This window comes from Pseudomonas fildesensis (assembly GCF_001050345.1).
Taxonomy (GTDB): domain Bacteria; phylum Pseudomonadota; class Gammaproteobacteria; order Pseudomonadales; family Pseudomonadaceae; genus Aquipseudomonas; species Aquipseudomonas fildesensis.
In genome coordinates, this window is record NZ_LFMW01000002.1 from 85,823 (window position 1) to 99,223 (window position 13,401).

The 13,401-nt window shown below is 61.9% G+C and carries 15 protein-coding genes; 7 read left to right on the forward strand and 8 right to left on the reverse strand.

Annotated features, from left to right (window positions below; all coding sequences use genetic code 11):
- Positions 1–13 precede the first annotated feature (13 nt).
- Entirely contained in the window at positions 14–877 is an 864-nt protein-coding gene (locus tag ACR52_RS03650) for a LysR family transcriptional regulator (RefSeq protein ID WP_048720620.1), read from the reverse strand.
- Between the two features lie 102 nt (positions 878–979).
- On the opposite strand from ACR52_RS03650, the gene ACR52_RS03655 reads away from it, so the two are divergent.
- On the forward strand, positions 980–1,948 hold the full coding sequence (locus ACR52_RS03655; protein WP_048720621.1) for a DMT family transporter: 969 nt from the start codon (positions 980–982) through the stop codon (positions 1,946–1,948).
- Here the strand turns inward: ACR52_RS03655 and ACR52_RS29085 are convergent.
- Together ACR52_RS29085 and ACR52_RS03665 are read right to left on the reverse strand one after the other, a co-directional pair.
- Positions 1,859–2,233, reverse strand: coding sequence for a VOC family protein (locus tag ACR52_RS29085; RefSeq protein WP_082143095.1), 375 nt, complete (start codon positions 2,231–2,233; stop codon positions 1,859–1,861). The two genes, ACR52_RS03655 and ACR52_RS29085, sit on opposite strands and share 90 nt — an antisense overlap.
- A gap of 54 nt (positions 2,234–2,287) precedes the next feature.
- Positions 2,288–3,055 carry a substrate-binding periplasmic protein gene (locus tag ACR52_RS03665; protein WP_048720623.1) on the reverse strand — a complete coding sequence of 256 codons (768 nt, stop codon included), beginning with the start codon at positions 3,053–3,055 and terminating at the stop codon, positions 2,288–2,290.
- Positions 3,056–3,188: 133 nt separating this feature from the next.
- On the opposite strand from ACR52_RS03665, the gene dnaX reads away from it, so the two are divergent.
- From dnaX to ACR52_RS03690, 5 genes are all read left to right on the forward strand, one after another.
- Complete coding sequence (gene dnaX / locus ACR52_RS03670; RefSeq protein WP_048720625.1) at positions 3,189–5,282, forward strand: DNA polymerase III subunit gamma/tau; 2,094 nt, start codon at positions 3,189–3,191, stop codon at positions 5,280–5,282.
- 43 nt (positions 5,283–5,325) lie between these two features.
- Positions 5,326–5,664 carry a YbaB/EbfC family nucleoid-associated protein gene (locus tag ACR52_RS03675; protein ID WP_010563853.1) on the forward strand — a complete coding sequence of 113 codons (339 nt, stop codon included), beginning with the start codon at positions 5,326–5,328 and terminating at the stop codon, positions 5,662–5,664.
- Between the two features lie 134 nt (positions 5,665–5,798).
- Complete coding sequence (locus ACR52_RS03680) at positions 5,799–6,833, forward strand: NADP-dependent oxidoreductase (protein WP_048720627.1); 1,035 nt, start codon at positions 5,799–5,801, stop codon at positions 6,831–6,833.
- Between the two features lie 66 nt (positions 6,834–6,899).
- Positions 6,900–7,502 (forward strand): recombination mediator RecR, encoded by a 603-nt coding sequence (gene recR, locus ACR52_RS03685; protein ID WP_048720629.1) that lies wholly within the window; start codon positions 6,900–6,902, stop codon positions 7,500–7,502.
- A gap of 219 nt (positions 7,503–7,721) precedes the next feature.
- Positions 7,722–8,870, forward strand: coding sequence for an acyl-CoA dehydrogenase family protein (locus tag ACR52_RS03690; protein WP_048720631.1), 1,149 nt, complete (start codon positions 7,722–7,724; stop codon positions 8,868–8,870).
- On the opposite strand, the gene ACR52_RS03695 is transcribed toward ACR52_RS03690, so the two are convergent.
- Positions 8,871–9,419 carry an adenine phosphoribosyltransferase gene (locus ACR52_RS03695; RefSeq protein WP_048720633.1) on the reverse strand — a complete coding sequence of 183 codons (549 nt, stop codon included), beginning with the start codon at positions 9,417–9,419 and terminating at the stop codon, positions 8,871–8,873.
- Between the two features lie 81 nt (positions 9,420–9,500).
- Positions 9,501–10,235 carry a fumarate/nitrate reduction transcriptional regulator Fnr gene (gene fnr / locus ACR52_RS03700; RefSeq protein WP_048720635.1) on the reverse strand — a complete coding sequence of 245 codons (735 nt, stop codon included), beginning with the start codon at positions 10,233–10,235 and terminating at the stop codon, positions 9,501–9,503.
- Positions 10,236–10,390: 155 nt separating this feature from the next.
- Here fnr and ACR52_RS03705 point away from each other — a divergent pair, with 155 nt between their 5' ends.
- Positions 10,391–10,855: a hypothetical protein gene (locus ACR52_RS03705; RefSeq protein ID WP_048720637.1), complete on the forward strand. Its 465-nt coding sequence runs from the start codon at positions 10,391–10,393 to the stop codon at positions 10,853–10,855.
- Positions 10,856–10,861: 6 nt separating this feature from the next.
- Here the strand turns inward: ACR52_RS03705 and hemN are convergent, their stop codons facing one another.
- The 3 genes from hemN to ccoS all read right to left on the reverse strand — a co-directional run bounded on the left by hemN (position 10,862) and on the right by ccoS (position 13,400).
- On the reverse strand, positions 10,862–12,244 hold the full coding sequence (hemN, locus tag ACR52_RS03710; RefSeq protein WP_048720639.1) for an oxygen-independent coproporphyrinogen III oxidase: 1,383 nt from the start codon (positions 12,242–12,244) through the stop codon (positions 10,862–10,864).
- A 261-nt stretch (positions 12,245–12,505) separates the two neighbouring features.
- Positions 12,506–13,189 carry a sulfite exporter TauE/SafE family protein gene (locus ACR52_RS03715; RefSeq protein ID WP_048720641.1) on the reverse strand — a complete coding sequence of 228 codons (684 nt, stop codon included), beginning with the start codon at positions 13,187–13,189 and terminating at the stop codon, positions 12,506–12,508.
- Complete coding sequence (ccoS, locus tag ACR52_RS03720) at positions 13,182–13,400, reverse strand: cbb3-type cytochrome oxidase assembly protein CcoS (protein WP_048720643.1); 219 nt, start codon at positions 13,398–13,400, stop codon at positions 13,182–13,184. Before ccoS ends, ACR52_RS03715 begins: the two co-directional genes overlap by 8 nt.
- Between the last annotated feature and the right edge of the window lies 1 nt (position 13,401).

The following is a 13,401-nucleotide window of genomic DNA, read 5'->3' on the forward strand; positions in this document are numbered from 1 at the left end:
TTTTTGACTTATGTCAGCCAAACGTTTCGCGCAGTAGTTCGGCAAACGCATCCCGTGCCAGATGCCGCTGGGTGTCCTTGTGCCAGAACAGCAGATTGTCCACGGCCGCCAATGCTTCAAATCGATACGACGCCAGCTGATTGGCCTGCTCATAGCGGGCCAGGATGCCTTCCGGCGCCAACGCCACGCCAATCCCGGCGCTGACACACCCGATGATCGTGCCCCAACTGGCATAACTGGCGATGGCCGGTTTGAAGTCATGGGGCTTGAGCCAGTTTTCCAGCGCCGCGCGATAAGGGCAGCCCGGCGGCCAGACCAGCAGGGTGCGCCCCGCCAGGTCTTCGGCGCTGCTGATCGGGGCGCTGGACGCGCTGGCGATCAGCACCAGGCGCTCGCTGTAGACCACGCTGTGTTCCAGTTTGGCGCGTTTGCCGCCGGAGGCCACCAACGCGACATCCAGGCGATGGTGTTGCAGGTCGTCCAGCAGATTCGACCAGGCGCCGGTGACCAGTTCCAGGCTGACGTCAGGGTAGCGTCGGTGGTATTCCGCCAGCAGCGGCGGCAGACGGCCGCTGGCGCTCGATTCCACCGCGCCGATGCGCAAGGTGCCACTGGGAATGGCGTTGGCATCCACGGCGCGCTTGGATTCGTCCACCAGCGCCAGGATGCGCTCGCAGTAATCCAAAAAAATTTCACCGGCCGCGCTGATCGCCAGCCCACGTCCCGCGCGGATGAACAGCGGCGTGCCCAACTCGCTTTCCAACTGCTTGATACGCGTGGTGATGTTGGACGGCACGCAGTGCAATTGCAGGGCGGCCTGGGCCACGCTGCCGGTTTGCGCCACGGCTCGCACCATTTTCAGTTGGGCCAGTTCCATTGCTCAGTTCCACTGATTTCAGAAGTCAGAAACGCTTAATTGTTCTGCGGCTGGCGCGGAACAAGACTGACGGCATTCCTTCCCTGTTTCTGGATGCCGTTGATGAATCCCCCGTCACCCGTAAAGCTTACGCTAGTCATCGCCAGCGTGATCCTCTGTTGGGCCTATTCGCCGATTGGCGTACACCTGGGGCTGCACAGCTACAGCCCCGGTCAACTGGCGTTGGCAAGGTTTCTGATCGCTTCGGTATTCATGGGCGGCGTGGCGCTGGTGCTGGGCATCGGTCGGCCGTGTCTGCGGGATGTGCCATGGCTGTTGGTGCTGGGTTTTTTCGGGGTGTTCCTGCACCACACCAGTCTCAATTACGGCCAGCAATGGGTGACGGCGGCGGCCTCCAGTGTGTTGGCGCAGTCGTCGCCGCTGTCCAGTGTGGTGATCGCGTTTTTCTGTTTGAAGGAGCGGGTCAGCGTCTGGCGTTGGGGTTGCGTGCTATTGGGGCTGCTCGGCGTGCTGGTGGTGATCTGGGGCGATCAAGGTATCGGCGATATCGACCCACGCGGCTTGCTGATCTTACTGGCGGCAGTCTCGTGGAGTGTTTATTTCGCCCTCCAGAAGCACTATGGCCATCGCTACAGCCCGCTGACCATGGCGTGCTACATGGTGTGGTCAGGCACTTTGATGCTGTGTGTGAACCTGCCAGGCCTGCCCGCCGCCGTGGCCCAGGCGTCCTTGCCGGAGAACCTGGCCGTGCTGGTGCTGGGCATTTTCCCCAGCGCCTTGGCGTACCTGGCCTGGGCCTATGTGTTGAAGCACGTCGACGTCAGCCGCGCGTCGGTGGCGATGTACCTGATCCCGCCGGTGGCGATGGTGATGGCCGCGACGATGCTCGGCGAACATGTGGCCTTGCAGGTGATGCTCGGCGGGGTGATCGTGCTGGCCAGCGTGGCCGCCATCAGCCTGGAAGGGCATTGGCGCCGGCGCTTAGTTCCCGTTCAGGGAAAAGGCGCGCAACCGATGGCCATCGAGGTCCTGGGCGACAAAGGTGTAGCCGAAGTCCAGAACGGTCGGTGACTGGAGGATGGTTGCACCACGCGCCACCCACTGATCGTGCAGCGCATCCACAGCGGCGGTATCGGGCAACGAGAAACCTACTTCACCGCCGCCCCCCGTGATGTGGGCGGCGGGCTCCACGGTGTGGCGCGACCACAGGCCAAGCTTCACGCCGTTGTCGAGAATGAACAGGGCGAAGGTCGGGTTCAATTCAACCGGAGGCTTGTCCAGCAGGCGGCCGTAGAAGTTGGCGCTGGTGGCTGGGCTGTCGACGTACAGCACTAAATAATGGGCGACGGTGTTCATGCAGGCTCCTTGAGGACGGGCGGTTAAGTGAGGCCAGTCTATGAGGAGGGAGTGTCAGTTTTTGTCAGGAGTCTGCTGGGGTGACTCACTTTTCCCGGTGTACAGCTTGACGATGTCGTCGATCTCGCCCGACATCTTCATCCGCAACAACGTACGCAGGATTCGTTGCACCGGCACCTTTGGGTCGTTGCGCACTACGCAGCCCACACTTTGCTCCTCGATAACGGCGACCTTGTGCAACGGCTGGCTCGATGGCAGGTTGTGGTTGAAGCGGTCCACTGTCCATTCGTTACTCACCGCATACTGGAAGCGTCCAGCCACCAGTTTTTGCAACACCTGCTCTTCACTGCGGGAGTTGTCGCGGGTGAGCTGACCACTGGCAAACAGCGGCTCGAGGGTTGGGTAACGATAGTTGAGCACCGTGCCGATTGACTGTGGCGCCAGTCGGTTTACCTGTACCGGCTGCGGCGAGCTCTCGGTACTCACCAGTACGTTGCGCTGCACCAGCAACGGGATGCTCCATGTGTAGTCGCCGGACAGGTTGTCGAGCCAGGCCTGGGCCATATAGCAGCGCACATCGATGTCGCCATGCTGCATGGCACTGCCAATGCGCGCCCGGGCCAGTACGTGGAATTCGGCGGGGTGCCCGACCTGGGTGGCCAGGCTCAACATCAGGTCATACAAAATGCCTTGGGTGGGTCGACCCTCTTCAAGCTGCACCACGGGCATCGCCCAGCTGTCGGAAACAGAGAAACGCAACGGTGCGGGCGCCGCGAGGCTGGCCGTGGTGATCAGCCATAAAGCGCCCAGGAATACGCGCATACACTCTCCGGGTTCAGGCCTTTTGCGGGCAAGTGTGCAGAGCTTAGTCAGATTAGACGAGCGTGCCGGATGCAATTTCCCCCTTGCTCCGCTAGCATTACCGGCTCCCGCTTCCCAGTTGCGACGGTTTTCGATGAGTTATCAGGTTCTTGCACGTAAATGGCGTCCGCGCTCGTTCCGCGAAATGGTCGGCCAGACCCATGTGCTCAAGGCTCTGATCAATGCCTTGGACAGCCAACGGCTGCACCACGCCTACCTGTTTACCGGTACTCGGGGGGTGGGCAAGACCACCATTGCGCGCATCATCGCCAAATGCCTGAACTGTGAAACCGGTATCACTTCAACGCCCTGCGGCACCTGCTCGGTGTGCCGCGAGATCGACGAGGGGCGCTTCGTCGACCTGATCGAGATCGACGCCGCGAGCCGAACCAAGGTCGAAGACACCCGTGAACTGCTCGACAACGTGCAGTACGCGCCCAGCCGTGGCCGCTTCAAGGTCTACCTGATCGACGAAGTGCACATGCTATCCAGCCACTCGTTCAACGCGCTGTTGAAAACCCTGGAAGAGCCGCCGCCCTACGTAAAATTCATCCTGGCCACCACCGACCCGCAGAAACTTCCGGCAACGATTTTGTCGCGGTGCCTGCAGTTCTCCCTTAAAAACATGACCCCCGAGCGCGTGGTCGAGCATTTGACCCATGTGCTGGGCGTCGAGAACGTACCGTTCGAAGACGACGCACTGTGGCTGCTCGGCCGCGCCGCTGACGGCTCGATGCGTGACGCCATGAGCCTCACCGACCAGGCCATCGCCTTCGGTGAAGGCAAGGTCATGGCCGCCGACGTGCGCGCCATGCTCGGCACCCTCGACCACGGTCAGGTGTTCGACGTGCTGCACGCGTTGATTGAAGGCGACGCCAAGGCGTTGCTCGAAGCCGTGCGCCACTTGTCGGAGCAAGGCCCGGACTGGAATGGCGTGCTCTCGGAAATCCTTAATGTGCTGCACCGCGTCGCCATCGCCCAGGCGCTGCCGGAGGGTGTCGACAACGGCCATGGCGACCGCGATCGCGTATTGGCCCTGGCCCAGGCGTTGCCGGCCGAAGATGTGCAGTTCTACTACCAGATGGGCCTGATCGGTCGCAGGGATCTGCCCCTGGCGCCGGACCCGCGCGGTGGCTTTGAAATGGTCCTGCTGCGGATGCTGGCCTTCCGGCCCGCCGACTCGGCAGACGCGCCGAGACAGCCGCTAAAGCCAGTGGGGATCAGCCAGGCCACAGTTGATTCCGCCAAACCAGTGGCTGGCGCTGCGGTTGTCGCGCCAGTGGTTGCTACGCCTGCACCGGTTGTGCCGGTTGCAGTGGTGCCTGCGCCTGCGCCCGTTGTGGCGGAGGCTGTGGTTGAGCCGGAACCGGTTGTCGAAGCCGAGCCCGAGCCCGAGCCCGAGTCCGAGTCTGCGCCTGTCGTCGACCTGCCCTGGAATGACCCGGTCGAAGCTGAAGCCGAAGTGGAGCTGCTGCCCGCCGTGGACCCCGTACTGGAAACCGCTGGCGAGCAGCCCGAGCTGACGCCAATGCCGGCACCGACGCCGGACAGCGTGGTTCCGGCAGCGCCCGAGTGGGTTTCAGCCCCCGTTCCAGAGCCGACTGTCGCCCAGGTCGAAGCGGCAACGCCCGGCATCGACCTCGACGACGAACCGCCGCTGGACGAAGACTACATCGAGCCAGACATGGATTCGGCCTACAGCTACCTGGACGAACTCGCCAGCGAGCACACCGCCGAGCCGACACCCGAGCCGGAAGCGGAACCCGCTGCGGCCCCGGCCACCGGCCTGGCCCTGCAATGGCTGGAGCTGTTCCCGAAACTGCCGATCTCTGGCATGACCGGCAGCATTGCCGCCAACTGCACTTTGATTGCCGTCGATGGCGACCATTGGCTGCTGCACCTGGACCCGGCCCACAGCGCCCTGTTCAACGCGACCCAGCAGCGCCGCCTCAACGATGCCCTCAACCAGTACCATGAGCGCACGCTGACCATCGCCATCGAGCTGATCAAGCCCGAACAGGAAACCCCGGCCCAGGCCGCCGCCCGCCGGCGCATCAACCGCCAGCGCGAGGCCGAAGAGTCGATCCAGGGTGATCCGCTCATCCAGCAAATGATGCAACAGTTCGGTGCGGTCGTCCGTCACGATACTATTGAACCTGTCGAAGCCCCGGTGCCCCAGGCGTCATAACACCGGGCTATTAATTGATCCACGTACTTTTGAGGTGATTCCCATGATGAAAGGTGGCATGGCCGGCCTGATGAAGCAGGCGCAGCAGATGCAGGAAAAAATGGCCAAGATGCAGGAAGAACTGGCCAACGCCGAAGTCACCGGTAAAGCCGGTGGCGATATGGTCAGCGTGGTGATGACCGGTCGTCACGACATCAAGCGCGTGAGCATCGACCCAAGCGTGTTGCCGGGCGCGAGCGAAGACGACCTGGAAATGCTCGAAGCGTTGTTTGCTGCGGCGGTGAACGACGCCGTGCGCAAGATCGAAGCCAACAGCCAGGACAAAATGTCCGGCGTGACCGCTGGCATGCAACTGCCGCCGGGTATGAAGCTGCCGTTCTGATCAGCCGGTCTTAGCTAGAATAAAAATGCCAGGCCTACAGCCTGGCATTTTTGTTTGTGTCGATCCGATCGAACCCTGGCACGGCACCCATGGTCTGCACCCTATACCGATGAATTCGATAAAGGAGCCCCCTGATGTCTCAAGAACCGATTCTGAACCAGCGTATTGTTCTGGTCTCACGCCCTCAAGGCGCCCCCACCCCGGAAAACTTCCGCCTGGAACGCGTGAACTTGCCCGAGTTGGCAGACGGCCAGGTCCTGTTGAAGACGCTGTACCTGTCCCTCGACCCTTACATGCGCGGACGCATGAGTGACGCACCGTCCTACGCCGCGCCGGTGGAAATCGACGGGGTGATGACGGGTGGCGCTGTCAGCCGCATCGAGCAGTCGCGTAATCCGAAGTTTGAAGTGGGCGACCTGGTCGTCGGTTCAACCGGTTGGCAGAGCCACAGTATTTCTGACGGGCGTAACCTGATGCCGGTGCCTGCTGGCCTGGCCAGCCCGTCGATGGCACTGGGTGTGCTCGGCATGCCGGGTATGACTGCCTACATGGGCCTGATGGATATCGGCCAGCCCAAGGAAGGGGAGACGCTGGTAGTGGCGGCGGCGTCCGGCGCCGTGGGCTCGGTGGTGGGCCAGGTGGCCAAGCTCAAGGGTTTGCGTGTGGTGGGTATCGCGGGCGGTGCGGACAAGTGCCGCTATGTGGTGGATGAGTTGGGCTTTGACGCTTGCGTCGATCACAAGAGCGCTGATTTCGCCGATGAGCTGGCACAGGCCTGTTTCAACGGCGTGGACATCTACTATGAAAACGTCGGCGGCAAGGTGTTTGACGCAGTGGTGCCGTTGCTTAACCCCAAAGCGCGGATTCCGCTGTGCGGGCTGATCGCCGGCTACAACGCCCATGAAGCGCCGAGCGGTCCTGACCGTTTGCCGGCGCTGCAACGCACCTTGCTGACCAAGCGCGTGCGCATCCAGGGCTTTATCGTGTTTGATGACTACGGCGATCGCCAGCCGGAATTCCTCAGCGCGATGGCACCGTGGGTGCGGGATGGCAAGATCAAGTTCCGCGAAGACATGGTGGAAGGACTGGAGCAGGCCCCCGAAGCCTTTATCGGTTTGCTCGAAGGGCGCAACTTCGGCAAGTTGGTGGTGCGCGTCGCGCAGGATTGAGGATTTGACGCTAATCCGGGGCGCGGGTATAAACCGCGTCTCGTTGTTTTGTCGGACCCTACGCCCATGAGCTTCAGCCCCCTGATTCGTCAACTGATCGACGCCCTGCGCACCTTGCCGGGTGTCGGCCAGAAAACCGCCCAGCGCATGGCGCTGCAACTGCTGGAGCGTGATCGCAGCGGCGGCTCCCGGTTGGCCCAGGCCTTGAGCCAGGCCATGGAAGGGGTGGGCCACTGCCGCCAGTGCCGCACCCTCACTGAAGAAGAACTCTGCCCGCAATGCGCCGACCCGCGCCGCGACGACACACTGCTGTGTGTGGTGGAAGGCCCGATGGACGTGTACGCGGTCGAGCAGACCAGCTATCGCGGGCGCTATTTCGTGCTCAAGGGCCATCTGTCGCCGCTGGACGGCCTGGGGCCGGAGGCCATCGGCATTCCGCAACTGGTGGCACGTATCGAAGCGCAGGGCACCTTTACCGAGGTGATCCTGGCCACCAACCCGACCGTGGAAGGTGAAGCGACCGCGCATTACATCGCCCAACTGCTGAGCAATAAAGGCTTGATCACCTCGCGTATCGCCCATGGCGTGCCGTTGGGTGGCGAGCTGGAGTTGGTGGACGGTGGCACGTTGGCGCATTCGTTCGCAGGCCGCAAACCTATCGCCCTCTGATATTGATCGCTCCCACGCTCCTACAGATCCCTCCACGCTCCTACAGATCATTCCCACGCTCCGCGTGGGAATGCTGCCTTGGACGCTCCGCGTCCGCAGTTGAGGTCGTGACGCGGAGCATCACAGGATGCATTCCTACGCAGAGCGCAGGAACGATCATTTCTTGATAGCCAAGCAAGCGCTTGGTAAGTTCGCTACACCTCTGTGTGGAGCTTGCCGATGTCTGCCTATCAGGACTACTTCGACCCCAGCCATCAATTGGTCCGCGACAGCGTGCGCCGTTTCGTCGAGCGCGAGATGCTGCCGGGGATCGAGCAATGGGAGGAGGCCGAAAGCTTTCCCCGTGAGCTGTACCTCAAGGCCGGTGCGGCGGGGATCCTGGGGATCGGCTACCCCGAAGCCCTGGGGGGCAGCCATGAGGGCGATCTGTTCGCCAAGGTCGCCGCCAGCGAAGAGCTGATGCGTTGCGGCTCCGGTGGCGTGGTAGCGGGGTTGGGCTCGCTGGATATCGGCTTGCCGCCGGTGGTGAAGTGGGCACGGCCCGAGGTGCGCGAGCGCGTTGCACCGCAGGTGTTATTGGGCGAGAAAATCATCGCCCTGGCCGTCACCGAGCCCGGTGGCGGTTCCGATGTGGCCAACCTGCAAACCCGTGCCCTGCGCGACGGCGACCATTACCGGGTCAGCGGCAGCAAGACCTTTATCACCAGCGGCATTCGAGCCGACTTCTACACCGTGGCAGTGCGCACCGGCGGGCCGGGCTTTGGCGGCATCAGCCTGCTGCTGATCGAAAAACACACCCCCGGTTTCACTGTAGGCCAGCCGCTGAAGAAAATGGGCTGGTGGGCGTCGGATACGGCTGAATTGTTCTTCGACGATTGCCGGGTGCCAGTGGGAAATTTGATCGGCGCCGAGAACATGGGCTTTGCCTGCATCATGGGCAATTTTCAGAGCGAACGCCTGGCCCTGGCCCTCATGGCCAATATGACCGCGCAGCTTGCATTGGAGGAAAGCCTCAAATGGGCCGCCCAGCGCGAAGCATTCGGCAAGCCCATCGGTAAATTCCAGGTCCTCAAGCATCGCCTCGCGGAAATGGCCACAGCCGTGGAAGTCTCGCGGGAGTTTACCTACCGGCAGGCGGCGAAGATGGCGGCGGGCAAGAGTGTGATCAAGGAGATTTCCATGGCCAAGAATCTCGCCACCGACACCGCCGACCGCGTCACCTACGATGCCGTGCAGATTCTTGGCGGCCAAGGCTACATGCGCGGCAGCCTGGTGGAGCGGCTGTATCGCGACAACCGCATCCTGTCGATAGGAGGGGGCACCCGCGAAGTGATGAACGAGATCATCAGCAAGCAGATGGGCCTTTAATCAGCGCTCAGTCAACGCAAACTGCGTCAGGCAAAACGTCGGGATCCCCATGTCTTCCAGGCGCTGCGAACCCCCCAACTCTGGCAGGTCGATAATCGCCGCCGCTTCGAAAATCTTCGCGCCCATGCGTCGCGCCAGGTTCGCTGCGGCGATCAGGGTGCCGCCGGTGGCGATCAGGTCATCGAACATCAACACCGAATCGCCTTCGCACAGGCTGTCGGCGTGCACTTCGAGGAAGGCCTCGCCGTATTCGGTCTGGTAGCCCTCGGCCAGCACGTCAGCCGGCAGCTTGCCCTGCTTGCGGAACAGGATCAGCGGTTTGTTCAGTTGATAGGCGATGATCGACCCGATCAGGAAGCCCCGTGCGTCCATCGCCCCGATATGGGTGAAGTCGGCTTCAACGTAGCGGTGGGCAAAAGTGTCGGCCACCAGGCGCAGGGCCTTGGGCGATTGGAACAGCGGCGTGATGTCACGAAAGATCACCCCAGGCTTGGGGAAGTCGATGACTGGGCGAATCAGGGATTTGATGTCGAACGAATCGAAGACCATCGTCGAAGAGTCCTGGGGGAGGAAAACGGACTCAAAGTATACCTGCGGCCTCGCCGGTTGGCGCGGCCACAGGCATCTGGATCAGCCTTCCAGCGAACCGCCGGCCAATGCACACAGCTGGATCGGATCGAGGATATGCACTTCCTTGCCTTCGGCGGCGATCAGTTCGTTCTGCTGGAAGCGCGTAAACACCCGCGACACAGTTTCCACCGCCAGGCCCAGGTAATTGCCGATTTCGTTGCGCGACATGCTCAAGCGGAACTGGTTGGCCGAAAACCCACGGGCACGGAACCGCGCCGAGAGGTTGACCAGGAAGGTCGCGATGCGCTCGTCGGCGGTTTTTTTCGACAACAGCAGCATCATTTGCTGGTCGTCACGGATCTCGCGACTCATCACCCGCATCAACTGGCGACGCAGTTGCGGCAATTGCAGGGCCAGTTCGTCCAGGCGGTCGAAAGGGATTTCGCACACCGACGTGGTCTCCAGGGCCTGGGCCGAGACCGGGTGGATCTCGGTGTCCATGCCCGACAGCCCGACCAACTCGCTCGGCAAGTGGAAACCGGTGATCTGTTCTTCGCCGCCGTCGCTCAGGCTGAATGTCTTCAACGCACCCGAACGTACTGCATAGACGGAATCGAACTTGTCGCCCTGGCGAAACAGAAACTCGCCTTTTTTCAGCGGGCGGCCGCGTTTAACGATTTCGTCCAGCGCTTCCATGTCTTCCAGATTCAGCGAAAGTGGCAGGCAGAGGGGGGCCAGGCTGCAATCCTTGCAATGGGCCTGGCTGTGAGCGCGCAGTTTGACTGGCTCGGACATTTCTTAAATCCTTGTGGGAAAAACACACATAAGACGTAAGGGTAACCCACTGGGTGGCCGTGAGGCCAGCCTGTACAAAAAATAGGCAAGGGTATAAAGGATCTCCAAAGGCGGCCGATAAACTGCTATCAAATAGGAAAACGGTGGCTCAACAGATGCTTTCCCTCAGTACCAATCTTGCCTCTCGCACCCAGATCCAGGCATTGCCTGAAACGAAAAAGGCGACAGCCGAAAAAGACGTTTCCGCAGCGCCAGCCGCGGATGAGGCCAAGCCGGCGGTTGCCGTCACCATTTCCGGTGCTGCAATGAAGGCTGCGGCGGCCCAGAAAACCTCCAACAGCGATATTGACGACAGCGGTCTGGATGACAACGTCAAGCAGCTGCTGAAGATGATTCGCGACATCAAGAAGCAGATTGCCGAGAAGCAGGCGGAGATGGCCGCAGTCATGGCTGATAAAAACCTCAGCCCTGAACAGGCACGCGCCAGAATCTCTGGCTTGCAATCTGCATTGAGCGGGCTGCAAGCCGGCTTGACCAGTGCCCAGGCTTCCCTGACCAAAGCGATGAAAGGCATGAGCGGCAGCGACGCGATCAAGGCCGCCGGTCTGGCGATGAAGTAAGCGCGTTCAGATCACCCGTGAAAATCGCTGCCTGTTCTGGTGCTCCAGGTAGGCATCGAACACCATGCACACGGATCGCACCAACAGCCGCCCGGCCGGCAGTACGCGGATGCCCTGTGCATCTAGTTCGATCAGGCCATCCTCGGCCATCGCCTCCAGCTGTGGCCAGACCTCGTCGAAGTACCCGCGAAAATCAATAGTGAATGCCTGTTCGATGGGCTCGAAGGGCAGGCTGAAGTTGCAGATCAACTGCTGAATCACTTCCCGCCGCAACCGGTCGTCTGTGGTGCACAGCAAGCCACGGCTGGTGGCGAGTTGCGCGCCGGCCAAGGAGTTCTGGTAGCCACTGAGGTCGCTGGTGTTCTGGCAATACAAGTCGCCGATCTGGCTGATGGCCGACACACCCAGCCCAATCAGGTCGCAATGACCGTGGGTGGTGTAGCCCTGGAAGTTGCGTTGCAGGGTGCCTTCTTCCTGGGCGATGGCCAGCTCATCATCCGGCAGGGCGAAGTGGTCCATGCCGATGTAGCGGTAGCCGGCCTGGGTCAGTTGTTCGATGGTGGTTTCCAGCATCAGCAGTTTTGCCGCCGGGGAGGGCAGGTCTTCGGCATCGATTCGCCGCTGGGGCATGAAGCGTTCCGGCAGATGCGCGTAGTTGAACACCGACAGACGGTCCGGTTGCAGCTTGATCACTTCCTCAATGGTGCGCGCGAAGTTGATCGGCGTTTGCTTGGGCAGGCCGTAGATCAGGTCGATATTGATCGAGCGAAACTGCAAGGTGCGCGCTGCGTCGATCACTGCGCGGGTTTCTTCCAGGCTTTGCAGGCGGTTGACTGCCCGTTGTACGTCCGGGTCGAGGTCTTGCAGGCCGATGCTGACGCGGTTGAAGCCCAACTCACGCAGCAGTCCCATGGTCGCCCAGTCGGCTTCGCGCGGGTCGATCTCGATGCCATAGTCGCCGGAATCGTCGTCCATCAAGTTGAAGTGCTGGCGCAGGCAACTCATCAGCTGGCGCAGCTCGTCGTGGCTGAGAAAAGTCGGTGTGCCGCCGCCAAAATGCAGTTGCTCCACTGCTTGTTTCGGGTCGAGATGGCAGGCGATCAGCTGGATTTCCTGCTCCAGGCGTTGCAGGTAGGCGTGGGCTCGGCCACGGTCCTTGGTGATCACTTTGTTGCAGGCGCAGTAGTAGCAAATATTCGCGCAGAACGGCACATGTACATACAACGACAAGGGCCGAACGGCCTTGCGGCTGTCGCGTAGGGCATGGAGCAGTTCGAAGCTGCCGACCTGGCTGTCGAATTGTACGGCGGTGGGGTAGGACGTGTAGCGCGGCCCCGTCAGGTCGTAACGATGAATCAGAGTGCTGTCCCAACGAATGGCGTCGAGCATGCGGGCGGTCCCCCGGATAGGCTAGTGGACCGAGTCTAGGGGTGTGGCCGGTATGCCATCTTGATTTGCATCAACGGGGGAGCGGCGCTATGCCACATGGCCGAGTGCCATGCCTTGCAAGTACTGATCCTTTTTGACGGCGTCTGTTGCCGCCATGCTGCGTTGCCGCTTCTCCCCATAGCCAGCTATGAGTCGTTGCGGCGCCTTGCCTGACGACAACAGCCACTCGTCAAAAAAGGATCGTACTTACGAGGCAGGGCACTAGTGGCCCATGAGCCAGTGCTGATGGGGCCCGGGCAACGTCCATATCCCGAACACGATCACCAGTAGACCACCGGCCATGCGCACGCTGCGTTTGCGCAATAGCGCCGTGACGCGTTCGGCAGCCAGGCCGGTCGCCAGCAAAACCGGCCAGGTGCCCAACCCGAACGCCAGCATCAGCAGCGCACTGTCCACCGCGTTGCCCTGGCTCGCCGCCCACAGCAATGTGCTGTAGACCAACCCGCACGGCAACCAGCCCCACAGCGCGCCCAGCAGCAAGGCGCGCGGCAGGCTGGACACCGGCAGCAAACGGTTGGCAACGGGCTGGATATGCCGCCACAGGCCGCGCCCGAGGCTTTCGATACGGGTGAGCCCGCTCCACCAGCCGGCCAGGTACAGCCCCATGCAGATCAGCAGCAACCCGGCGAGCACGCGCATGAACATCGCCGCCGGGCTGTTGGCCACCGCCCAACCCGCCAGGCCGATCAACAGGCCGGCGGTTGCGTAGCTGAGGATGCGCCCCAGGTTGTATGCCAGCAGCAAGCGAAAGCGGCGGTTGCGTTGTTCCTTGGGAATCGCCAGGGTCAGCGCACCCATCAACCCGCCGCACATACCCAGGCAATGGCCGCCGCCCAGCAGGCCGAGGATCAGCGCGGAGACCAGCAGCGGCGCGAGTTCAAGCATGGGGTGGGTCTTTGGGCGTGGGCGGTTGTTCGAGGCCGTTGGCCTCATCGATGGCGGCCAGGTGGTTCGGGTCCTGGTCGTCGAACAGCACGCTGTGGGCCGGGCCGTCGAGGTCGTCGTACTGGCCGCTGTCCACCGCCCAGAAGAAGATGTAAATGGCCACGCCCACTAACAGCAGCGCCGCCGGAATCATCACGTATAGAGCTGGCATC